Here is a 23,164-nt window from a genome sequence, read left to right as displayed (position 1 = left end):
CTGAGTAATTCTAATAAATAAATTTTTTTGTTTTATAGAATTTATTAGATTTGTAAAAAACAGTTTGTCTATACTCTTAGAAGAACGGAAAACTCTTTTGGTTAATGTGCGAAGGTATCGATTCCTAGAAGCAGGGACAGGGTCCCCATGATGAGGCCAGCTAGGATTACTCCGAGCATGACCGCAAGGCTACTGCGTTTGAAGTCCCAGTCAAGGATAGAAGCTGCAAGGGCGCCGGTCCAGGCACCAGTTCCCGGAAGAGGGATTCCCACAAAGAGCAATAAGGCCCAGAAGATTCCCTTGTCTCCTGCAGTTTTTTCTAATTTCTGTCCGCCTCTATGACCCTTATTGAGACACCAGCTAAAGAAGCCTCCGATAATCGGTTTTTTTGCGCCCCAGGTGAGAATATGGCGGGCGAAGAAGAAGATCAGAGGGACTGGGAGAAGATTTCCGATCACTCCAATGAGGAGCGCTGTCCATAGGGGAATACCATTTGCAATGGCAAAAGGGATGGCTCCGCGCAATTCAACGAGGGGAACCATGGAGATCAGGAAGGTAAAGATATATTTCATTGGTTATGCCTTTCGATTAGTCTTTTACATTCTATCGTATCTTTTCTCAATTGACAACTATGATCTTTTTTAATCTTTTATCTTGACTTTCTGGTGGAGGAAGCATATAATAAAGATATAGTTAATTAGAATCATTATAAAAAAAGGAGAAACGACATGACAACTATGAAACATGAAGCAGCTACTGATGTAGCAACTTTTGCACCTTCTAATAAAGAAAGTCTTCCAGAAACAAAAGCACTCTTGAACCAAGTCGTAGCAGATCTCTACGTAGCTCACATTGCCCTCCACCAAGTACACTGGTATATGCGTGGACGTGGCTTTATGGTTTGGCATCCAAAAATGGACGAATACATGGACAGCTTGGATGCAACCTTGGATGAAGTGAGCGAACGCTTGATCACTCTTGGTGGAGCTCCTTATTCTAGCATGACTGAATTTTTGGAACACAGCAATATTGAAGAACGCCGTGGAACATTTACGAAAAATGTAGAAGAAAGTTTGACACGTGTTCTTGAAATCTTCCATTACCTTGATGGCCTTTACCAAAAAGCTTTGGATGTTACTGACGCTGAAGGAGATGATGTAACCAACGATATCTTTGTTGGGGCTAAAGCAGAACTTGAAAAGAACATTTGGATGGTGGCTGCTGAACTTGGTCAAGAACCAGGATTATAAGAAAAATGGTAAAAGAGGAGTCCTAAGACTTCTCTTTTTTTGGAATTTAAAAAGACTTCCACTAATTAAAGGAGTTCTTAATCTAACTATAGTTGGAGCGAAATTGAGACCTATCGATCCTCTTTTTTTGGTATAGTTAATATGTGATTTTCTGCAAGTGTTCGCAGGTACAAGAAAGCGTTTACAAATTTAATTGTTAATCCTAAGAGGAGATTCTTATGGGAAAGTCTTTTTTTGAAAAGCGTCTTGTGTTTAGTATTCGGAAGCTATCTGTTGAAGCTTGATCTGTTGTGATTGGGATTTCTGCCTTGGGTCTTTCAAGGGTCCATGCGGAAGAAAAGCCAGTCCTCGAAAGTGAACCGACTTCGATTGAGGCACCAAGTGTTGTATCGGAAAATTCAGAAGCTCCAGCTGTCATCACTCCTACAAGAGCTGAGGAAAAGGCAGCGCCTCAAGGCGAGGGCTAGCCTGTTTCAGCTTCATCTGAGCGTGCTACAGGAACGGAAGAAACAGCTGCTCCAGATCAAAATCGTGTGGCGGAGGATATTGTGCAAGATCGAGAACGTGATTTTAATAAAGATTGGTATTTTAAATTGAATGCGGCTCCTGGTGCAGAAGGGCGTCAAGTGGATATCAAGGATTGGAAAAAATTAGATCTTCCTCATGACTGGTCTATTTTCTTTGATTTTGATCACAACTCTCCTGCTCAAAATGAAGGGGGTCAATTAAACGGTGGAGATGCTTGGTATCGTAAGACCTTCCGTTTGGATGACAAAGATTTAGATAAGAAGGTCCGCTTGGAATTTGGCGGGGTTTACATGGATTCCAAAGTCTATGTAAATGGACAATTTGTCGGTCATTACCCAAATGGCTACAATGCCTTTTCTTATGATATTACCCCTTATTTGAACGCAGATGGAAGTGAAAATACTATCGCCGTTCATGTGGTCAATCAACAACCAAGTAGCCGTTGGTATTCTGGTAGTGGGATTTACCGGGATGTGAAGCTGAGTGTAACGGACAAGGTTCATTTGGCGCAGTATGGGACTACGATTACGACCCCTCAGTTGGAAAAACAGCAAGGTGGGGCAGTGGATACAGTAGTGAAGAGCCGCATTGTCAACCAAGATGATCAAGCTCATAGTATTTATGCGGAATATGAAATTGTCGATCAAAATGGCCAAGTGGTGAGCGAAAAAACGCGCAGTGAGGCGCAATCTGTTTTAGCTGGTCAAGGAATCAACCTCTCACATACCCTTCATGTTGAAAAACCGACCCTCTGGGATGTGAAAACGGATCATCCAGCTCTTTATACTTTGTATACGCGGGTTTATCGGGATTCACAGTTGGTGGATGTGCAAAAGGAACGCTTTGGCTATCGTTATTTGAACTGGACGCCAGAAGGTGGCTTCTTCCTCAATGGGGTGGCTACGAAATTCCACGGTGTTTCCCTTCACCATGACCATGGGGCTCTCGGAGCTGAGGAAAATTACAAGGCTGAATACCGCCGCCTCAAACAGATGAAGGACATGGGAGTCAATGCGATCCGGACGACCCACAACCCAGCCAGTGAACAAACCTTGCGAATTGCGGCCGAGTTGGGCTTGATGGTCCAAGAAGAAGCTTTTGATACTTGGTATGGTGGTAAGAAACAATACGATTACGGTCGATTCTTTGAAAAGGATGCAACGCATCCAGAAGCTCGTAAAGGGGATAAGTGGTCTGACTATGACCTTCGAACCATGGTAGAGCGAGGCAAGAACAATCCTTCTATTGTGATGTGGTCAATCGGTAACGAAATCGGTGAGGCAGATGGATCTGATAAGTCTGTCGCAACCGTTCGTCGGTTGGTCAAGACCATCAAGGAAGTGGATGCAACTCGCTATGTCACCATGGGAGCTGATAAATTCCGCTTTGGTGATGGATCAGGAGGACATGAAAAGGTAGCGGCAGAGCTCGATGCAGTTGGATTTAACTATTCAGAGGCCAACTATGAAAGCCTACGAGCGAAACATCCAAACTGGCTCATTTATGGTTCTGAAACCTCTTCTGCGACGCGGACACGGGGTTCTTACTACCACCCTGAAAGAGAATGGGTCGGAAGCAACCAAGAAGATCGCCACTATGAACAATCAGACTACGGTAATGACCGGGTTGGTTGGGGGCGGACAGCGACAGCCTCTTGGACCTTTGACCGCGATCATGCCGGCTATGCAGGGCAATTTATCTGGACTGGTACGGACTATATCGGTGAGCCAACTCCATGGCACAACCAAAATGACACACCTGTGAAAAGTTCTTACTTCGGTATTGTCGATACTGCCGGCCTTCCAAAGAATGATTTTTACCTTTACCAAAGTCAATGGGTATCGGCTGAAAAGCATCCGATGGTCCATCTCTTGCCGCATTGGAACTGGGACAACCCAGAATTAGCCAATCGTGTCATGGATGAAGAAGGTCGGATTCCTGTTCGGACCTTCTCCAATGCCCACAGTGTGGAATTGATTGTCAATGGGGAATCACAAGGAGTCAAAACCTTTACCAAGAAGACCACAGTAGATGGCCGGACCTACCAAGAAGGGGCAAATCCGGATGAACTCTATCTAGAGTGGTTGGTTCCTTATGTACCAGGTAAAGTGGAAGCCATTGCCCGCAACGAAGCAGGAGAAGTGATCTCGAAAGATCAAGTCGAAACAGCCGGCAAGGCTGCAGGTGTCCGCTTGTTGAAAGAAGAACACGCGATTGCGGCAGACGGTAAGGATTTGACCTATATTACCTACGAAATCGTCGATGAAGAAGGTCGTGTCGTGCCAACTGCCAATAATTTGGTGCATTTCCATTTGCATGGACAAGGCCAAATTGTCGGTGTCGATAATGGGGAACAAGCCAGCCGTGAACGCTACAAAGCGCAGGAAGATGGCTCATGGCAACGCAAAGCCTTCAACGGCAAAGGGGTGGTCATTGTCAAATCAACTGAGCAAGCAGGATCCTTTACTCTTTATGCAGACTCAGATCGCTTGCAATCAGACCAAGTCAGCCTCTTTACAGGTAAGAAGGACCAAGCAGAACGCACTGTATTAGGTGTGGAACCTGTTCGACAAAGTGCTTATCTGGGAGAAGAGCCTGCCTTACCAAGTAAGGTCAATGTGGTCTATAGCGATGGCAAGGCCCAAGAAGAAGCTGTTGAATGGGACAAAGCAGACTATAGCCGTGCCGGCCAAGTTCGTGTGACAGGTCATGTTCAAGGGCGCACAGTCGAAGCTCTGGTCGATGTGATCGGCGTGGAACAAGTCCTTCCAGTCATCAAACAAATTCCACAGGGAGCAGACCTAGCGACAGTGGATAAGACTGTGCAATTGGTCTTCACAGATGGCCGAACAGTTAGCTATGAAGTTGATCAATGGACCTTGGAAGCTGGTCAAGAAGATCAGTTGTCCACACCAGGAGCACGCTTGAAAGCGACAGGAATATTAGGCAATGGGGAAACGGTTCAAGCAACACTAGTGGTTGCAGGAGGAGAAGTAGCCAAGGCTAAGAAACCAACGGTTCAGCTAGATGGAGTAGCTCTTCCAAAATTTGGTAGTGGCAACCATACCATTTTCCGTTCGCTGGCTTATGGTCAAGAACCAGGTCAAGTTACAGCAAGTGCAGAAAATGCTCAAGTGACGGTCCTACAAGCTAGCCGTGAAAATGGTTTGAAAGCTCAAATCTATGTGACTGCTAAGGATACGGGAGCTGTGCAGACCTATGTTGTCCAATTCCAAGAAGAAAGTCCACAGATTGAGCGTTTAGAATTGCGTCTGCCAGAAGGACAGGAACTCAAGGAAGACCAAACGGTACCACTTGAAGTCATTGCCCATTACCAAGATGGTAGCCAGGCGAGTCTCCAAGCAGATCAAATCGATGTCAAAACAACAGCTGGTAGTCAAGGAAAAGCGGTTGCGACTAAGAAAGGTTTGGAACTGCGGGAAGCAGGATTGGTTCATTTAGAAGCCAACTTCCAAGGTCAAACAGGAGAAGTAAGCTTTACCATCATACCAAATACTGAAGAAAAGACGGTTGCGAAGGTACGTCCTGTACGGATTAGTACGGATCGAAACGTTTTGCCAGCTCTTCCAGAAACCGTCTTGGTTGAGTATGACAAGGGATTCCCTAAAGAAAAACGCGTGATCTGGGATGCTGTGACAGCAGATCAAGTCAAGAATTACCATAGCTTTACAGTTACAGGTCATGTAGAAGGTGTGGAGAAAGAAGCCCAAGCTCAAGTCACAGTTGAAGGCATTATCGCTGTAGAAGAAGTCAGTACCACCACTCCAGTCGGAGAAAAACCAGCTCTTCCAGAAAGCGTGCGGACCTATCACTCTAATGGCAAGACCTATGCTGCCAAGGTAGCCTGGGATGCGGTCGATCCGCAACTCTTGGCCCAAGAAGGAGAAGTTGTTATCTCCGGTCGTGTAGAAGGAACCGACCTTCCAACCCGTCTTCATATCCGTGTTTCTAGCACCACAGTCAAGGGAGCAAACGTAGCAGAACAATGGACAGGCTCAGTCTTGCCACTTGCTTTTGCAAGTGACTCTAATGATGCAGATCCAGTTGCTAAGGTCAATGATAAGGTGATTTCCTTTACCGATGCTCCAGCTAACCGTTGGACCAACTGGGGCCGTGACAATGCGGAAGATTCTGTCGGTATCTTGTTTGGAGATTCTGGTATCTTGACCAAGCGAGCAGTGGACAACCTCCATGTTGGTTTCCATGAAGACCACGGCGTTGGGGCTCCAAGTGAATACGTGATTGAGTACTATGTAGGGGAGCAAATTCCAACAGTACCAAGCAATCCAAATCGCGTCAAAGACGAAATAGACCATCCATTTAACAACCCAGCTAACTGGAAAGAAGTCAGCAACCTAACCGTTGAAGAACGAGTAGCAGCTGGTAAGATGAATCATTTCAGTTTTGATAAAGTCGACACCTATGCCGTTCGGATCCGTATGAAGACACCAGAAGGTAAGCGTGGAAGCTCTATTTCAGAGATTCAGATCTTTGCCAATAAGGTTGCGGCAGAAGAAAAGAGTCAGGTGACCATTCGTGTTAATGGCGATGTCTTGCCAGGTGTCAACCCAAGTGTGACAGATTACTACATCGATGCGCGTGGTCGGGCTTATCCACAAGTGGAAGCAACAGCTAGCCATCACGGTCTTGCAACAGTTGTGCCAAGCGTCCATGAAGGTGAGCCAATCCGCGTCATCCACAAAGCAGAAGATGGCACCATCTTACAAGAATACCGCCTCCATCTCACAAGCGATGATGAACTGTAGCAACAGTCTAGGCTACTTGAAGATAAAGACAATCAATCGCTTATCTTTGGGCTTTTTGTTCAACGAATCACTAAGAATAGTGAGAGCCACCGGCGATTAAACTGAGATATGATAAACAGTAAAGAGAGGAGGAGAGCACTGTGAACGAGCACCAAGAAAAATCAGAGCATGCCTCAGCAGCTACTAGTGAGAAAGAAAATCGCACAGTTAGCCAAGGGACAGAAGCCACCCAACCAGCTACTTCTCTAGATGAGGAGCCTGAGATTGCAGACTATGGTCCGCTTCCAAGCAAGGCTCAAATGCAATACCACCGTGAAGAACTGGCAGCCTTCATCCACTTTGGGATGAATACTTACTACGATCGTGAGTGGGGAGATGGGCAAGAAGATCCTTATTATTTCTATCCAGAGCATCTGGATACCGATCAGTGGATCAAAACCCTGAAAGATGCTGGTTTTAAACGAACCATCATGGTCGTTAAGCACCACGATGGCTTCCTCTTGTACCCTTCCAAATACACCGACCATACTATTGCCAAAAGTGGCTGGAAGGAAGGGAAAGGCGATGTCCTAGCTGAAGTTTCTGCTTCTGCCAGCAAGTATGACATGGATATGGGGGTCTACCTCTCCCCTTGGGATGCTCACAGCCCTCTCTACCATGTGGACACAGAGGACCAATACAACGAATACTACCTCAACCAGCTCAAAGAAATCCTTGAAGATCCAAAATATGGGAACAAGGGTAAGTTCGTAGAAGTCTGGATGGATGGAGCGCGTGGCGATGGGGCTCAAAAAGTCACCTATACCTTTGACAAGTGGTTTGAAGCCATTCGCAAAGCCCAAGGGGATATTGCCATCTTCTCAGCTGAGCCGACCAATGTTCGTTGGATTGGAAATGAAAAGGGGATTGCCGGAGATCCGGTTTGGCAAAAGGTCAATCCAGATAAGATCCGCAACAATCCATCTAATAGTTACCTCAATCACGGGGATCCGGAAGGGAAGCAATACTCAGTGGGAGAGGCGGATGTTTCCATTCGCTCCGGCTGGTTCTACCATGACAATCAAGAGCCTAAGTCCTTGCGCGAATTGATGGACATTTACTTCAAATCGGTTGGCCGTGGAACTCCGCTTCTGCTCAATATTCCACCAAACCAAGATGGGAAATTTGCGGATGCGGATGTGGCCCGTTTGAAAGAATTCCGTCAGACCTTGGACCAACTCTACAGCGTGGACTATGCGGCGGGCGCTTTGGTAGAAGCGGACTCGACACGACGCAATGCTCTCTACAAGGCCAGCCATTTGACAGATGGCGATGAAAAGACCAGTTGGGCACCTGCCGATGATGCCAAGACCGGATCTTTTGTTCTCGATCTTGGAAAAGAACAGCATTTTGATGTAGTAGAGCTCAAAGAAACCATCGAGAAAGGCCAACGGATTTCTGGCTTCAACATCGATGTGGCTGTGAATGGTCAATGGGTTCCTTTTGGAGCTGGTTCAACCGTAGGATACCGCCGTTTGATCAAAAGGCAACCAGTTGATAGTCGCTATATCCGGGTGTCCATCACCGATGCTCAAGCCACTCCAATCTTGAACGGAGTCTCTGTCTATAAGACGCCAGCTAGCATTGAAGAAACGGATGGCTATCCGCTTGGTTTGGCCTATCACTCTGACCGGACTGCTGAGCGGGCCAATAGCCAATGGAATGAAGAGGGAGAAGGCGTTCGAGGCACCTCTATGTGGACCAAGGAGAAGGGAGCTTCGGTGACCTATCAGTTCGAAGGCACCAAAGCCTATGTGGTCGCAACTGTCGACCCTGGTCATGGGGAAATGGATGTCTATGTCGATGGCCAAAAACTAGCGACGGTTAATACCCAAAGTCCAACCCGCAAACGCAGCCAAAAGGTCTATGAAACACCGGATTTGAAAGCAGGAGCCCATACTTTGACCGTGGTCAATAGCAAGGGAGATGCGATCGCAACGGAAGGGATTTATGCCCTCAATAACCAAGAAAAGGGCCTCTTTGAGTTTGCCCAGCCAACCCTAGCTGTTAAGAAAGGCGACCCAGCGCAAGTCGTCGTCAAGAGAAAAGGTGGCTCTAAAGGAAGTGCTAGTCTTAAATTAATCACAGAACCAGGAACAGGGGTTCATGGCAAGGTTTATAAAGATACCAATGTCACTCTCGAGTTTGCAGATGGAGAGACAGAAAAAACAGTCCAAGTCCCAACCCTTGATTTTGCAGGCAAGGCGACAGATGTCTATGACTTTAAGGTCAAATTGTTGCATCCGGATCAAGGAAGTCTGGTCGGCTTTATTCCAGAGCTGACAGTCCAAGTGATGAACGAGGACCTGCTTCCAGAAAATCGTAAAGAAGTGGATGACCAAGATCCAAAACTGCACTACAGCCAAGGCTGGCATCATGAGACAGACAATCAAAACTTCTCAAATGGAACAGAATCCTGGTCGAGCTTTAACCAAGTGACCGATGAGGAAGGCAAGAAACACATTGACGTGACCATCACCTTTAAGGGAACTGGTGTGGAGGTTCGAGGAGTGGTTGATCCAAGTCATGGTCTCTACAGCGTCACCCTAGACGGAAAAGAAATCGCCTTTGAAGAAGGGCGGGGGCATGACTATGAGATCGAAGGGGATCATTACTTCAGTGGCTATGGAGATCAACGCAAGCTCGACCAGAGTTTGGTCAATCTGCAAGGTCTAGCAAAAGGCTACCACCAGCTACGCTTACACCTAGATCCAGCCCTCAATGACCCTCAGTCATCTAGAGCCATCCAGGTAGACCGGTTTGTCCTATTAGGAAAAGATAGTCAGTTGCTCAGTCAAGAAGAGCTACAACAGATTATCAAAGAAGGAGTAGAAAAGATCAAGGCTACTTCACTCGATCGCTTAAAAGCAGACCTCAAACCGACTATTCAACATCAATTGGCTGAATTGACTCAGTTGTTGAATCAAGAGCGACCAGATTGGGTTGCTGCAGCGAATCAAGTGGAAGCCCTTAAAACCATCTTAGAAGATGCTCACAATTATGAACCGCTGACGCAGACACGCCCAGACGAAGGTGTTCGGGATTTGATTCTTGAAAAGCCAGAACTGCTCATCGAAGCGGAGGAGATTCCATTTGAGACTCAAACGCGTGAAAACAAGGACTTGGCCAAGGGCGAAAGCCAGATCCTTCAAGCAGGTAAGGTTGGCCGCCGGTTGAAGTTGATAGAGGTTCGACAAGAAGAAGGCAAAGAAATTCGGACAGAAGTCGATGCCTTTGTCGAAGTGGAAGCCCAGGACCAAATCACAGAAGTCGGAACGAAGGAAGCGGAAGAAAGTCCTTTGAAACCTGAGACGCCGACTCCAACCACTCCTGTAACTCCAAGTAAGGTGCAGCCAGAAATTATGACTCTTTCTCAAGCAGAAGACAAAAAAGAAAAAGAAAGACCAGTCCTCTTTCAACCGAAAACCCCAGAAGCAATTTCTGTTTCGACTTCAGACCATCCGGAAAAAGAAGTGGTTGAAAGTCCTTCTCTACAATCGGAAGGAAAACTTCCTCAAACCGGTACAAAAGAAAGTGGATTTTTTGCTTGGTTAGGCCTTCTTGGTCTAGGTTTCTTAGGTGGAAGTGTCAAATTCGCTCGTCGCAAAGAGTAATTCCTTCTTTGCATAAGAGGTTAGTTCCCACTAGCCTCTTTTTTTCTCCTTTCCTAAAGAGATTCCTATTTCCATGGAGTCTTTGCTTTATTTACAGCCGTAAAAATTGTATAATAGTCAAATAAGGTCAATGATCAAAACGAACACTCCAAGGGCATCTTTATGCGCTAAAGAGTAGAGCATCTATCTAGAAGAAAACAAGTCAGAAAGGAGCATCATGGCAAATAAGAACACATCTGATAGCATTGAAGCTTATATCAAGGCCTTGCTGGCTCAAGCTGGCATGGCGGAGCTCAAAAGAAGTGAGTTGGCAGATGTCTTTCAGGTCGTACCCAGTCAGATTAACTATGTCATTAAGACCCGCTTTACCGAGAGTCGAGGCTATATTGTAGAGAGCAAGCGCGGTGGTGGGGGCTATATCCGCATTGGCAAGGTCCAGTTTTCAGATCACCATCAGATGCTCCAAGACCTGGCAGCCAATATTGGAGAGACCATCAGCCAGCAGGTCTTCCATGATATCCTCCAGATGCTCTATGAAGAAAAATTATTGACACAACGTGAGACTCAGCTGTTGCGTGCGACAACCTCCGATGAGGTTCTAGGTAGAGATGCTCTCGTCCTACGAGCAAGTATGCTGAAAAAAATCATTCAACAAGTAGATAGAAAAGGAAATACCGACTAGATGAACTATTCAACAGCACTGTTAGAAAGTATAGAAGCGGCCCAAATACTAGCAGGCCACTATCAGGGGAATACCTTAGATACTTGGCATCTCCTGACGGCTATGGCCAATAATCCCTATAGCGTGGCAGGTTCTGTGCTCAACGATTATCCTATGCAGATTGACGAATTTCAGGATGCAGCGGAGCATATTACAGGCCAAGCTTTTCAAAGCGACAATCGGTATGAAATCTTCCCATTTTCTTATCGGATGGAAGCGATGATGAAGCACGCAAGAGAGATTGCCCAGGTTCTTCATGCCAAGACCTTGGGAACAGAGCATGTACTCCTCTCTCTTCTAGCAGACCGTGGGACCTTGGCTAGCCAAGTTATGGAGTTTGCCGGCTTTGCCTTTACAGAACAAGACAAAGGTGTTCCCGTTGCTTCCCTTCGAAAGAATCTAGAAGACAAGGCGGGCTGGGACAAAAATGATATCAAAGCCATCCGGAGTCTCTATCGCGCCCAAAACCCTAACCGCCAAACCATGGGAAATATGATGGGCATGCCCCCAAGTACCAGTGGAGGTCTTGAAGATTATACCCGTGATTTAACAGAAATGGCGCGTGCAGGCCAGCTTGAGCCTGTGATCGGCCGGGATGCAGAGATTTCACGCATGATTCAAATCCTCAGCCGCAAGACCAAGAACAATCCTGTATTGGTGGGAGAAGCAGGGGTCGGAAAAACTGCCCTTGCCTTAGGTCTGGCCCAGCGGGTCGCTAGTGGCCATGTTCCAGCTGAAATCGCGAAAATGCGTGTTCTTGAATTGGATCTCATGAATGTCGTTGCAGGGACACGCTTCCGTGGGGACTTCGAAGAACGGATGAACAATATCATCCAGGACATCGAAGAAGACGGTCACGTGATTCTCTTTATCGATGAACTGCATACCATTATGGGGTCAGGATCTGGTATTGATTCGACCTTAGACGCAGCCAATATTCTAAAACCAGCCCTGGCACGAGGAACCTTGCGTACAGTTGGGGCTACGACTCAAGATGAGTACCAAAAGCATATCGAAAAAGACGCGGCTCTCTCTCGGCGTTTTGCGAAAGTCACCATTGAAGAGCCAAGTGTTGCAGATAGCATCCAAATTCTCCAAGGCTTGAAAGAAACCTACCAGGACCACCATCATGTGGTCATTACCGATGAAGCGATCGAAACAGCTGTCAAATATGCCCACCGCTATTTGACCAGCCGTCAATTGCCAGATTCAGCCATTGATCTCTTGGATGAAGCGGCAGCTACCGTACAAAACCGCGATTCCAACGGTCACGTAAAAGAAGAGTTGACCGCCTTGGACCGGGCTTTGATGGATGGCAAGTGGAAGAAAGCAGCCCAGCTCTTACAAGTAGAGGCTGCTCCCATTGTCTACAAAAAAGAGGTCACTGACCAAGATGTTTTGGTGACCTTGAGCCAATTATCGGGTATTCCAACTCAAAAACTGACCCAAACTGATGCCAAGAAGTACCTAAACTTAGAAACAGAATTGCACAAGCGCGTGATTGGTCAAGATCAAGCCGTTTCTAGTATCAGTCGGGCTATTCGTCGCAATCAATCGGGTATCCGTAGCAATAAACGTCCGATCGGTTCTTTCATGTTCCTAGGACCTACCGGTGTCGGAAAAACAGAGCTAGCCAAAGCTTTGGCGGAAGTTCTATTTGATGATGAATCGGCCCTCATCCGTTTTGATATGAGTGAGTACATGGAAAAATTCGCCGCTAGCCGCCTCAACGGTGCCCCTCCAGGCTATGTGGGCTACGAAGAAGGGGGCGAGTTGACTGAGAAAGTCCGCAACAAACCGTATTCTGTCCTCTTATTTGATGAGGTGGAAAAAGCCCACCCAGACATTTTCAATGTCCTTTTGCAAGTCTTAGATGACGGAGTCTTAACCGATAGCAAAGGCCGGAAGATCGACTTCTCTAATACCATTATCATCATGACCTCAAACCTGGGAGCAACAGCCCTTCGGGATGATAAGACAGTTGGTTTTGGTGCCAAAGATATCCGCTTTGACCAGGCCAATATGGAAAAACGTATGTTTGAAGAGTTGAAGAAGACCTATCGTCCAGAGTTTATCAACCGGATTGATGAAAAGGTGGTCTTCCATAGCCTCTCAAGCGAGGACATGCAGCAGGTTGTGAAAGTCATGGTCAAACCGCTCATTGCGACCTTGGCAGAACAAGGCATGACCCTCAAATTCCAGCCTTCAGCGCTCAAGTTGCTAGCAACCAAAGGCTACGATCCAGAAATGGGAGCTCGCCCACTCCGCCGCGTTTTGCAGACCGAAGTGGAAGATCAACTAGCAGAGCTATTGCTTAAAGGCCAAGTCCAAGAAGGGCAAACCATCAAGGTTGGAACGACAGCCGGTGCGATCAAGTTCGAGATTGTCTAGGAAATTCATGCTATATATGCACTGTTTTGGATTGCAGATAAGGGAACACAATATGCCCTGTAGACTGCTATTTCATATCCTTTTACCAGCCCTGTATAGAGAGGTTGAGGTCAAAGATCTCAACTTCTTTTTTCATTCGCAAGGCTTTAGTATTTTTAAAACTTCTTTCAAATTAGAAAAATATTTGAGAAACTATTGACAGCCTCATATAACAGTGTTACAATAATGTTACAAAATATTACAAATGTTACAAAAGAGGTTCGGTTATGAAAAACAAAAAAATAATTTCCCTAGCAGCGCTAGCTCTTACAGCTAGTCTTTTCCTAGGAGCTTGTGGCGGGAATAAAGAAGAAAAGACAACAGAAGCAAGCAGTTCAAAGACCAGTCAAGTCAAACAAACTAGCTCTTCTTCTAAGAAAAAAGTGATCACTAGCAAGGATCCGATTGCATCTTCATCCTCTGCTAGCAAATCAGAAGAAAGTCACACCGTTGGTAGTAAAAATACCCAAGCTGCAGCTAGTCAAACCCCTGCTCCAGCTAAAGCAGCGACTCCGGCAGCGCCAGTAACAAAAGAAACAAAAGAAGTGGCCGCTCCAGCAACACCAGCTAAAGAAAAATTGCCAAGTCTAGAAGAAGGTTATGCTCATGCTAAGAAGCAAGCGTCTGCTACGGAGAATACCCAATACAAGGGAGTCTATTCCGTGGCAGCAGGGGACTTCTCTGCAGCAGCAGGGAATTGGTCTGACAAACGCGACACTGGAGTCACTATTGGTCAAGGTGGTCAAGTAACGATCCAGCTTCCTGGGGGTCAACCCGTAGCTTATGGCGTCAGCGGTTATAACTACACCTTGGATGACGGCCATTACCATGCTAATCTCTCAGCAGGCGATGGATCTTCAGCGACTCTAGATATCGTAGTTGGAAAAGATGGCTCTGTATCCAGTGTGACAGTTCTGAAAGACGGTGTCAGCCACTCCCTCACTCGTGAATAAAAGTCGAAAGATTTGAAAAGAAAATCTTATCTTTTCAGATCTTTTTTTGCTCTTTCAAAGAAAAATATATTTTTTTATAAAAAAGTGTTGGCATCCAGAAAATATAGTATATAATAAAAACATAAAGAAAACATATTTATAAAAAAATATAAAAAGGAACTGTTATGAATAAAGAAAGAATCGCTGTGGTATTTGGAACCTTTGCTCCTCTTCATCAAGGGCATATTGACCTGATCCAACGGGCCAAGCGTCAGTGTGATCGTATTCGTGTCATCGTATCTGGTTATGAAGGGGACCGTGGCGAAGAAGTGGGCTTGACCTTACAAAAACGCTTCCGCTATATCCGTGAAGCCTTCTCAGATGATGAATTGACCCAAGTCTATAAGCTAGATGAGACGGAACTTCCTCGTTATCCCTTGGGTTGGGAACCTTGGTTACAAACAGCCCTTGATACCATCCAGTATCAAACAGAGACAGAAGAGTTAATCTTTTATGTGGGGGAGAAAGCCTACAAGGAAGAGTTGGAAGCGAGAGGGTTTGAAGTCCACTTAGAGGAACGTCGCTTTGGAATCTCTGCTACCATGATCCGGGAAAATCCAAGCAAATACTGGAAATACATCGCCCAGCCCTTCCGTCGCCAGTTCACGAAAAAAGTCTTGATCATGGGGAGCGCCAGCAACGGGAAAACGACCCTTGCAAAAGACTTGGCTCGCTTTTACGATGCTCCTGTTAGTCTTGAGTATGCCCGTGAATACCAGATCAAGAACAATGTTCGGGATGATGAACTCACACCGAAAGATTACTATTACCTCCTCTTAGGACAGTATGATCAAACCTCTAAGCTCATCGATAGTAGTGCCAATCGAGGCCTGGTCATCGCAGATACCAATTCCCTGGTGACCAAAGGTTACTACGACTACTACATGGAAGTCGAAGGCCAGGATACCAGCATGACCGATACCTTTGACAACCTCTTTGTTAGTATTTTGTCTAAAGAAAAATGGGATTTGATCCTCTTTGTTCAGCCGATCGGCTCTTATGTCAATGATGGTTTCCGAGACATGACCATGGCTGATGAAGAGATCCGCACCAGCTTTTCAAATTACCTAGACCAATTGCGCCAGCAATACCTAGGAAACATTCCGACTACTTTCCTCGCATCAGACTACCTCGGTAACTATGAAGAAGCCAAGAAGGTTATTGATGCCATCTACCAAGCCGACTAAGGAGCAGCTTATGAATCACCTAATGAACAACCTCACTGAAAAATTCATAACCTTTATCCAAGACCTTAGAAATGTCCACCGAGAAGCGAAAAAGCAAGGCTTTGTCAATATTATGAAACTCCTCTGGTGGGATCAGAGTATTCAAATTCAAGGGATGTACTGGGTCTACACGCTCAATAGTCTAGTGGGCTGGTACCAATGGACCAAAACCCTCAAGAAGGAGGTGGCCTAAATGACCAATCTCTTGATTCCAGCAGGAATGACGGAGAAAGAGTATTTTGAGACGGTCGCAAGTGAAGCTGACTTTCTCAAGTGGTACAAGGAACAAGACTTACCGACTTATGAAACCCCTAGTGTCACAGCAGACATGGTGGCCTACTGTTTTGTCGAAGGCCAGCTCAAGCTTTTAGCCATTCGCCGCAAGGCCCACCCATATCAACACCGCCTAGCCTTGGTGGGGGGCTTTGTGAACAAGGATGAAGATGCAACCCATGCTTGTATCCGGGAGGTCAAAGAAGAAGTTGGGCTCGATCTTCCAGTTAATAAGGTGGAGCAGCTCATGACGGTTTCCACCCCTGGGCGGGACCCCAGAGGCTGGGTCATTACCATCGCTCATCTGGTCTATCTACCAGCAGAAGCAGTAGACTTAGCCCATGCAGGAGATGATGCCAAGGAAGTTGTTTTTCTCGATGTCGATTTCAAAAAGTCCCAGTGTTTGTTAGAGGGGAAAGCCTTAGTTGCTTCTGATTTTGCCTTTGACCACTATCAAATCATCCAAGAGTCGATCAAGCGGATTCAGGGGCGTTTGGACTGGAATCCAACCTTCCTCTATCTGTTAGAGGAGCCTTTCACTGTTTATGAAGCAACCGAATTGGTCAATCTAATCAATCCAGGACGCCCCATCGTTAGCAATAACTTCCTCGTGAAATTCGGAGAATTTGTGGAAGAAGTGGGCGTCAAGCGGGTACCTAAGAAAAAACCACGCAAGACCTATCGCTTAAAAGAGTAGATCGAGCGAGGACCATTCTATCAGCCCTCAGCTACTTTTTGTAGTCAAGGGCTTTTTCTGATTTTTCCTGCTCCACTTGTGTGCAAAGTGGTATAATAAACATAATTGAAATCAAAAGGGATACGACTATGGAAGAAAAAATCATCTTACCACAAAATACACGACTGATGGGGGCTCTGCTTGGTTTTATCGGCGGGGGCCTTGATGTTTTTTGCCACATGCACTACCGGAGTTTGGTCGCGACCCAAACTGGGAACCTCCTGCTTCTCATCGCTGATTGGCACGATCCCCGCGTCGAAAATACCATCATGCGTTTTTCATCTATTTTATTCTTTTCCATCGGCTTTGTGGTTGCCCTCCATATCAAAGAATATCGCAAGACAGCCTTTTGGCGAACCAAGATGTTGATTCCTTTGTTTGTGGTGACACTCCTGATTCCCTTAGTGTCTGTCATACCACCTGTAGAAGTTCCCTTTATAGCTTTTGGGACGGGAATGATGATGTTGACCTTTACAGGGAGCTTGATCGAAAATCACCCTTATGTGATCTTTATGACTTCCGGAAATTATCGCAAGATGCTGACGGCCTTGTACCGAATTGCTCGAGGTGAAGGAGATTTGGTCGAGTATCGGCGTCAGGCCATGAACTACGGGATTGTCGTTGGAAGTTTTGTCGCGGGAGCTATTAGCGTGGCCATCCTCATGCATTTCATCCACCAATGGTCCATCTGGCTGATCACAGCTAACCTCTTTTTGATCATGACTTACTACACCGCTAGAGTCAAACAACTCGGCCTGCAAACAGATAATCTATAAAAGCAGGACCTCATATGAGGTCCTGCTTTTATTATTTCTATGCTTTTAATTGAAGAAGTTCTTCAATCTCAGCCAGAGTGCTGGCTTGGGAGATGGCGCCACGGAGTTTGGCTGCACCTGAGGTACCACGAAGGTAGTGAGGGGCAAGTCCACGGAATTCGCGGACGGCAATGTGCTCGCCCTTGAGATCAATCAAGCGTTTCAGATGCTCATAAGCAATCTTCATCTTGTCTTCGAAGGTTAAATCAGGCAGGATTTCTCCTGTTTCAAAGTAATGATTGATTTGATTGAAGAGGTAAGGATTGCCCATAGCGGCACGGCCAATCATGACAGCATCGGCACCGACTTCTTCGATGCGTTGCTTGGCGTCTTGAACCGTACGGATATCTCCATTTGCGATGAAGGGAATCTTGGTAAGAGCTTGCGCAACCTTGTGAAGGGTCTCAAGGTCTGCATGACCCGTATACATTTGTTCCCGGGTCCGTCCATGCATGGCAAGGGCAGAGACACCCGCAGCTTCGGCAGCGAGCGCATTTTCAACTGCTAGAGAAGGGTCCGACCAACCTGTCCGCATTTTAACAGTCAGAGGGATATCAAGGACAGACTGGACCTTGTTGATGATAGAGTAGATCTTATCGGGATCTTTAAGCCACATAGCACCCGCCTCGTTTTTCACGATTTTATTCACTGGGCAGCCCATGTTGATATCGACGATATCGGTCTTGGTATTTTCTTGGATAAATTCAGCTGCGCGTGCGAGGCTGTCTTCGTCGCTTCCAAAGAGTTGGATCGATACAGGATTTTCGCCTTCATCGATATGGAGCATATGCAGTGTCTTTTCATTGTTATACTGGATTCCCTTGTCAGAGACCATTTCCATCACAACGAGCCCTGCTCCCAGTTCTTTTGCAATGGTCCGGAAAGCCGAGTTGGTCACTCCAGCCATTGGGGCTAGGACAGTACGGTTTGGGATCTCGACGTTCCCAATCATAAAAGGTGTATTAAGATTTGTCACGAATGAGTTCCTCCAAGTCGTTTTCATCAAAGTGATAAGCTGTCTGACAGAATTGGCAAACAATTTCTGCTCCCTGGTCTTCGTCCTTCATTTCTTGAAGGTCTTTGGCTGGCAAGCTAGCCAGGGCATTCATGAAGCGTTCCTTGCTACAGTCACACTGGAAGCGGATCTCTTCTTCAGAGAGACGTTTGTATGGCTCTTCGCCATAGATGGCAGCAAGAAGGGCTTCAATATGGTCGTCAGACTCCAAAAGAGTGGAGATGGCAGGCATTTCTTGGATGCGTTTTTCAAAGCGCGCGATTTCTTCTTCCTTGGCATTTGGCAAGACCTGGAGCAAGAAGCCACCTGCCACTTTAACCTTGTCTTCGTTATCCAACAGAACATTGAGTCCTACTGCAGATGGCGTTTGTTGGCTTTCCGTCAGATAAAAGGCCAGGTCTTCTCCGATTTCACCGGTTACAAGAGGGGTCATGGAGTTATAAGGATTTCCCGTACCATAATCTGTGATGACCAAGAATTCTCCGTTTCCGACAAATGGTCCCACCAGAACTTCACCAGTCGCAGTCTTCTTGATATCCACTCCAGGATTTTGCACGTAGCCTTTAACATTTCCTTTAGTATCTGCCACGGTGATGATGGCTCCGAGTGAGCTAGTTCCAAGAACTTTGACCGTAATTTTAGTATCTCCTTTCTCGTTTGCCGCCAAGATTTGACTGGCAATGAGGGTACGGCCAAGTGCGACCGTGGAGCTAGCTTGTGTTTGATGGTATTCTTGGGCTGTTCGTACAGTTTCTGTACTGTCTAGTACATAGGCACGAAAAGCGCCACTTTCTGAGATAGTTTTAATAATTTTGTCCATAGCTTCTATTTTAGCATAAAAAAGGGAAAGAGGTGAAGGGAGTAACTTTATTTATTTAGACGGTGAAGGGATAAAATCTTTCAGGGAAGAGTTTCGCTTAGAAACTGAATAGAATAGGATCTGTTTTAGGAAGTAAAAAAGGCAAAAGACGAACAATCATTCTTTAACGTTTAAAATGACGATCAAAAGATGGATGTTTGGAAAATGAGAAGCGGTTTTTAAGGATAAAAACCAAGCAAAGAAATAGCCGACCTTGAAAAAAACGAGGAAATTTCTTATAATAGAGTGTAAGACAAACTTGCAGGTGAGACTCCTGCCCCTAGTTTGAAGAAAGGCATAGATAGGGAACTATCTATGGTATATGAAAAAGAATTATGACATCAGTTGTTGTAGTAGGAACCCAATGGGGTGATGAAGGAAAAGGGAAGATTACAGACTTCCTATCAGCCAATGCAGAAGTCATTGCTCGCTATCAAGGTGGGGACAATGCCGGGCACACCATCGTAATCGACGGCAAAAAGTTCAAGTTGCACTTGATTCCTTCTGGTATCTTCTTCCCTGAAAAGATCTCTGTCATCGGAAACGGCGTGGTGGTCAACCCTAAATCATTGGTTAAAGAGTTGGCTTATCTCCATGAAGAAGGAGTATCAACGGACAGCCTTCGTATCTCTGACCGTGCCCATGTCATCCTTCCTTACCATATCGAATTGGACCGTCTCCAAGAAGAGTCTAAAGGCGACAACAAAATTGGAACGACCATCAAAGGGATTGGACCAGCCTACATGGACAAGGCTGCGCGTGTGGGAATCCGGATCGCGGATCTTTTGGACCGCGACGTCTTTGCGGAACGTCTTCGCATCAATTTGGAAGAAAAGAACCGTCAATTTACCAAACTCTATGATGCAGAGGCTCTGTCATTTGACGATATCTTCGAAGAATACTATGAATATGGTCAACAAATCAAGCAATATGTAACCGATACTTCTGTCATCTTGAACGATGCTTTGGATAACGGCAAGCGCGTGCTCTTTGAAGGAGCCCAAGGGGTTATGTTGGATATCGACCAAGGAACCTATCCATTTGTAACCTCTTCAAACCCAGTCGCAGGTGGGGTGACCATCGGATCAGGTGTCGGCCCAAGCAAGATCGACAAGGTTGTCGGTGTATGTAAAGCCTACACTAGCCGTGTTGGTGATGGCCCATTCCCTACGGAACTCTTCGATGAAGTGGGTGATCGGATCCGTGAAGTCGGCCATGAGTATGGGACAACAACCGGTCGTCCTCGTCGTGTTGGTTGGTTTGACTCAGTTGTCATGCGCCATAGCCGTCGCGTGTCAGGAATTACCAACCTTAGCTTGAACTCGATCGACGTTCTGTCCGGCTTGGATACAGTGAAAATCTGTGTAGCCTACGACTTGGATGGGGAACGCATCGACCACTACCCAGCAAGCTTGGAGCAACTCAAACGTTGCAAACCAATCTATGAAGAATTACCAGGTTGGTCAGAAGACATCACCGGTGTTCGCCACTTGGATGAGCTTCCAGAAAATGCCCGCAACTATGTGCGCCGGATTGGTGAATTGGTTGGTGTGCGCATTTCGACCTTCTCAGTCGGACCAGATCGTGACCAAACCAATATCCTTGAAAGTGTCTGGTCAAGTAAATAATTCCGGCTTGAAGTCGACGATAGGGAATAAAAAAGTTACAATAAAGAGAGGACTGAAAAGTCTTCTCTTTTTTAGAAAACAAGAAGAAAAACTCATAAAACACAATAGAAAATTGCTAGCGGACGGGGAGGTCGTGGATGAAAAAGTTGATAAAATGGATACTGATAGTAATTTCTGTCTTAGCAATGACTTTTTTATTACTAAGATTAGGATTTAAAATCGCTTATACCATTAAACCAGAATTAGGATATAGTTTTATTGAAGACAAAGCACCTAAGGTAAAATCGATTCAAAGTTTTGGTGCAGACAGACAATATGTTTCAATTGGTTTAGATAGAAATCACATTACTGGAGATGTTGGTATGACCCAAAATTATTTTGTGACAGCCAGTTATAAATATAGAGTAGATGCTAAGGCAAATAAGCTAAAAATTGATAAAGGAGAGTCCGTTATCATTACAACCTATGATTTGAATACATCAAATTTTAAAAAGAAGACATTTGATCTACTCCCTATTCTCCTCAAAGATGGGATAAATCATCAGATTATTGATTTAACAGCTATCACATATGAAGGAAAAGATTATCTAGAATTAACATACTATACGACCGATTTAAAAGCTGATACAATCTGGTATGATATGGAAAGTGAGAGGGTTGAATCTGCTAAAAGTACGGATTACCAGATAGTTTATGAGTTGTTTGGGAAAGAATATGATAAATTAGATTTTTCATCTAAAATAAGATCTGATTATGGTATATTTATCGGGAAATTGAATCTAAATAATGCTTATCAGAAGGCTAAAAATTTGGAGAATACAAATCTGGCTTTAGAACTACCAAAAGTGGCTGAAAATCTTTCTAATGGAGAAGCATTATTTGCCAGACCTGGCCAGGTAAGTACAGAAGAATGGTTTAACACTGCTCTTCATTGGTTTGCGCCAAAAGGCCAAGAGATTATGGAGATTTATGCGAAAGACGGTGAGACTGGTGAGAAGACACAAATTAAGAGTTATGCGGATTTTGAAGAGTGGAAAAAAGTACATCCAAGTAATGATTAACATCTTTTTTCTGGATCATAAATTTCTTAAGATTAGTTTAAGATACAAGGTCTATACTAAGACTATAAACAAAGACCTCCCAACTTTGTTTAGAATCCAAACTTTTTTCATAATATCTCCCTATAAGAAGTCGCCCATTGGTGGCTTTTTTTTTGGCTTCATCATATAATAGAAACAGAATAAAAAATAAGTGAGTACCGTAAGTGAGAGATTACACCTTAGAAGAGAAAGAAGCCTTTATGCGCGAGGCCTTAAAAGAAGCAGAAATTGCCCTAGCCCATGAGGAAATTCCTATTGGCTGTGTCATTGTCAAAGACGGTGAGATTATCGGACGTGGCCATAATGCGCGGGAAGAATTGCAGCGGGCTGTCATGCATGCAGAGGTAATGGCGATCGAAGAAGCCAATCAGCACGAAGAGAGCTGGCGTTTGCTAGACACCACCCTATTTGTGACCATTGAACCCTGTGTCATGTGTAGTGGTGCCATTGGTCTAGCTCGGATTCCCCAGGTGATTTACGGGGCGACCAATCAGAAGTTCGGTGGAGCAGGTAGTCTCTACGACATTTTGGCAGATGAACGCCTCAATCACCGAGTCGAAGTAGAAACAGGAATCTTGGAAGCAGAATGTGCAGCCATCATGCAGACCTTCTTCCGCCAAGGTCGAGAACGAAAAAAACAAGCCAAACTCGCAGCCAAGGCCGAAACACAAGAATAAAAACCGGACCTTTGCAAATCGAACAAATTATGATATAATACCTATCGGAGCAACAGTTCTGCGTGAAGCGGGTCAGGGGAGGAATCCAGCAGCCCTAAGCGAAGTGAACTGTGTGCTCTTTTCTATTGCTCTTGATGAGTCAAGTCCAAGGGACGCAGACAAATCTTAGAGCAATGGATGCAGTTTTTCCCGTTAGGGAAAAAGCTGTAAACCGATAAAAGCTCTTAACGAATCAAGCCTGTAAGGCGCAACCGAACTTAGAGATATTGATCCTGAGGAGCGAAGCGACGTGAGGGCTATAGCGTAACATGAAATTAGCCTATAAGGCGCAACCGAGCTTAGAGATATTGATCCTGAGGAGCAAAGCGACGTGAGGGCTATAGCGTAAATGAAATTAGCCTGTAAGGCGCAACCGAACTTAGAGATATTGATCCTGAGGAGCGAAGCGACGTGAGGGCTATAGCGTAACATGAA

At 45.5% G+C, this 23,164-nt stretch carries 14 protein-coding genes, 1 other RNA gene and 2 pseudogenes; 14 read left to right on the top strand and 3 right to left on the bottom strand.

All coding sequences use genetic code 11. The features are described 5' to 3' along the window. Positions 1-101 precede the first annotated feature (101 nt). Entirely contained in the window at positions 102-572 is a 471-nt protein-coding gene (locus AB5Y61_RS09700; protein WP_049492554.1) for a COG2426 family protein, read from the bottom strand. Between the two features lie 156 nt (positions 573-728). Between AB5Y61_RS09700 and AB5Y61_RS09695 the strand changes: the two genes are divergently transcribed. The 10 genes and pseudogenes from AB5Y61_RS09695 to AB5Y61_RS09650 all read left to right on the top strand — a co-directional run bounded on the left by AB5Y61_RS09695 (position 729) and on the right by AB5Y61_RS09650 (position 17,372). Beyond that, a complete protein-coding gene (locus AB5Y61_RS09695; RefSeq protein WP_368404002.1) occupies positions 729-1,250 on the top strand; it encodes a DNA starvation/stationary phase protection protein in 522 nt (173 codons plus the stop codon). Positions 1,251-1,468: 218 nt separating this feature from the next. Then, positions 1,469-6,559 (top strand): annotated as a pseudogene (locus AB5Y61_RS09690) (Ig-like domain-containing protein); the annotation flags it as partial. Between the two features lie 146 nt (positions 6,560-6,705). Next, the gene (locus tag AB5Y61_RS09685; protein WP_368404001.1) at positions 6,706-10,218 is read left to right on the top strand and encodes an alpha-L-fucosidase; all 3,513 of its coding nucleotides are present in this window, start codon (positions 6,706-6,708) and stop codon (positions 10,216-10,218) included. A 217-nt stretch (positions 10,219-10,435) separates the two neighbouring features. Then, positions 10,436-10,900: a CtsR family transcriptional regulator gene (locus AB5Y61_RS09680; RefSeq protein ID WP_368404000.1), complete on the top strand. Its 465-nt coding sequence runs from the start codon at positions 10,436-10,438 to the stop codon at positions 10,898-10,900. Beyond that, positions 10,901-13,330: an ATP-dependent Clp protease ATP-binding subunit gene (locus AB5Y61_RS09675; RefSeq protein ID WP_368403999.1), complete on the top strand. Its 2,430-nt coding sequence runs from the start codon at positions 10,901-10,903 to the stop codon at positions 13,328-13,330. Between the two features lie 266 nt (positions 13,331-13,596). Beyond that, on the top strand, positions 13,597-14,322 hold the full coding sequence (locus AB5Y61_RS09670; RefSeq protein ID WP_368403998.1) for a hypothetical protein: 726 nt from the start codon (positions 13,597-13,599) through the stop codon (positions 14,320-14,322). Between the two features lie 164 nt (positions 14,323-14,486). Next, positions 14,487-15,548, top strand: a complete 1,062-nt coding sequence (locus AB5Y61_RS09665; protein WP_368403997.1) for an AAA family ATPase — start codon at positions 14,487-14,489, stop codon at positions 15,546-15,548. Positions 15,549-15,693: 145 nt separating this feature from the next. Further along, positions 15,694-15,780: pseudogene (locus tag AB5Y61_RS10630) on the top strand (nicotinamide riboside transporter PnuC); the annotation flags it as partial. Continuing rightward, entirely contained in the window at positions 15,781-16,557 is a 777-nt protein-coding gene (locus tag AB5Y61_RS09655; RefSeq protein ID WP_368403996.1) for an NUDIX domain-containing protein, read from the top strand. Positions 16,558-16,685: 128 nt separating this feature from the next. Next, positions 16,686-17,372, top strand: a complete 687-nt coding sequence (locus AB5Y61_RS09650) for a YoaK family protein (protein WP_223325473.1) — start codon at positions 16,686-16,688, stop codon at positions 17,370-17,372. A 37-nt stretch (positions 17,373-17,409) separates the two neighbouring features. Here the strand turns inward: AB5Y61_RS09650 and dusB are convergent, their stop codons facing one another. Together dusB and hslO are read right to left on the bottom strand one after the other, a co-directional pair. Continuing rightward, complete coding sequence (dusB, locus tag AB5Y61_RS09645; RefSeq protein ID WP_049471951.1) at positions 17,410-18,387, bottom strand: tRNA dihydrouridine synthase DusB; 978 nt, start codon at positions 18,385-18,387, stop codon at positions 17,410-17,412. Beyond that, the gene (gene hslO / locus AB5Y61_RS09640) at positions 18,374-19,246 is read right to left on the bottom strand and encodes an Hsp33 family molecular chaperone HslO (protein ID WP_368403995.1); all 873 of its coding nucleotides are present in this window, start codon (positions 19,244-19,246) and stop codon (positions 18,374-18,376) included. The genes dusB and hslO overlap by 14 nt, the downstream gene beginning before the upstream one ends. Before the next feature lie 374 nt (positions 19,247-19,620). Here hslO and AB5Y61_RS09635 point away from each other — a divergent pair, with 374 nt between their 5' ends. The 4 genes from AB5Y61_RS09635 (at position 19,621) to ffs (ending at position 22,824) form a co-directional block, all read left to right on the top strand. Further along, entirely contained in the window at positions 19,621-20,913 is a 1,293-nt protein-coding gene (locus AB5Y61_RS09635) for an adenylosuccinate synthase (protein WP_070665062.1), read from the top strand. Positions 20,914-21,050: 137 nt separating this feature from the next. Beyond that, positions 21,051-21,974 carry a hypothetical protein gene (locus AB5Y61_RS09630; protein ID WP_368403994.1) on the top strand — a complete coding sequence of 308 codons (924 nt, stop codon included), beginning with the start codon at positions 21,051-21,053 and terminating at the stop codon, positions 21,972-21,974. A 203-nt stretch (positions 21,975-22,177) separates the two neighbouring features. Continuing rightward, on the top strand, positions 22,178-22,690 hold the full coding sequence (gene tadA / locus AB5Y61_RS09625; RefSeq protein WP_368403993.1) for a tRNA adenosine(34) deaminase TadA: 513 nt from the start codon (positions 22,178-22,180) through the stop codon (positions 22,688-22,690). Positions 22,691-22,728: 38 nt separating this feature from the next. Then, an RNA gene (gene ffs / locus AB5Y61_RS09620) (signal recognition particle sRNA small type) lies at positions 22,729-22,824 on the top strand. Positions 22,825-23,164 lie beyond the last annotated feature (340 nt).

This window comes from Streptococcus parasanguinis (genome assembly GCF_040908565.1).
Classification (GTDB): Bacteria; Bacillota; Bacilli; order Lactobacillales; family Streptococcaceae; genus Streptococcus; species Streptococcus parasanguinis_AC.
The sequence above is the reverse complement of the archived record's forward strand: the minus strand, read 5'-3'. Positions and strand labels throughout refer to the sequence as shown.

What these genes read in the sequence shown, in the direction of transcription:
- AB5Y61_RS09700 (WP_049492554.1), bottom strand. Translation starts at nt 572, where the DNA reads ATGAAATATATCTTTACCTTCCTGATCTCCATGGTTCCCCTCGTTGAA.
- AB5Y61_RS09695 (WP_368404002.1), top strand. Translation starts at nt 729, where the DNA reads ATGACAACTATGAAACATGAAGCAGCTACTGATGTAGCAACTTTTGCA.
- AB5Y61_RS09680 (WP_368404000.1), top strand. Translation starts at nt 10,436, where the DNA reads ATGGCAAATAAGAACACATCTGATAGCATTGAAGCTTATATCAAGGCC.
- AB5Y61_RS09675 (WP_368403999.1), top strand. Translation starts at nt 10,901, where the DNA reads ATGAACTATTCAACAGCACTGTTAGAAAGTATAGAAGCGGCCCAAATA.
- AB5Y61_RS09670 (WP_368403998.1), top strand. Translation starts at nt 13,597, where the DNA reads ATGAAAAACAAAAAAATAATTTCCCTAGCAGCGCTAGCTCTTACAGCT.
- AB5Y61_RS09665 (WP_368403997.1), top strand. Translation starts at nt 14,487, where the DNA reads ATGAATAAAGAAAGAATCGCTGTGGTATTTGGAACCTTTGCTCCTCTT.
- AB5Y61_RS09655 (WP_368403996.1), top strand. Translation starts at nt 15,781, where the DNA reads ATGACCAATCTCTTGATTCCAGCAGGAATGACGGAGAAAGAGTATTTT.
- AB5Y61_RS09650 (WP_223325473.1), top strand. Translation starts at nt 16,686, where the DNA reads ATGGAAGAAAAAATCATCTTACCACAAAATACACGACTGATGGGGGCT.
- hslO (WP_368403995.1), bottom strand. Translation starts at nt 19,246, where the DNA reads ATGGACAAAATTATTAAAACTATCTCAGAAAGTGGCGCTTTTCGTGCC.
- AB5Y61_RS09635 (WP_070665062.1), top strand. Translation starts at nt 19,621, where the DNA reads ATGACATCAGTTGTTGTAGTAGGAACCCAATGGGGTGATGAAGGAAAA.
- AB5Y61_RS09630 (WP_368403994.1), top strand. Translation starts at nt 21,051, where the DNA reads ATGAAAAAGTTGATAAAATGGATACTGATAGTAATTTCTGTCTTAGCA.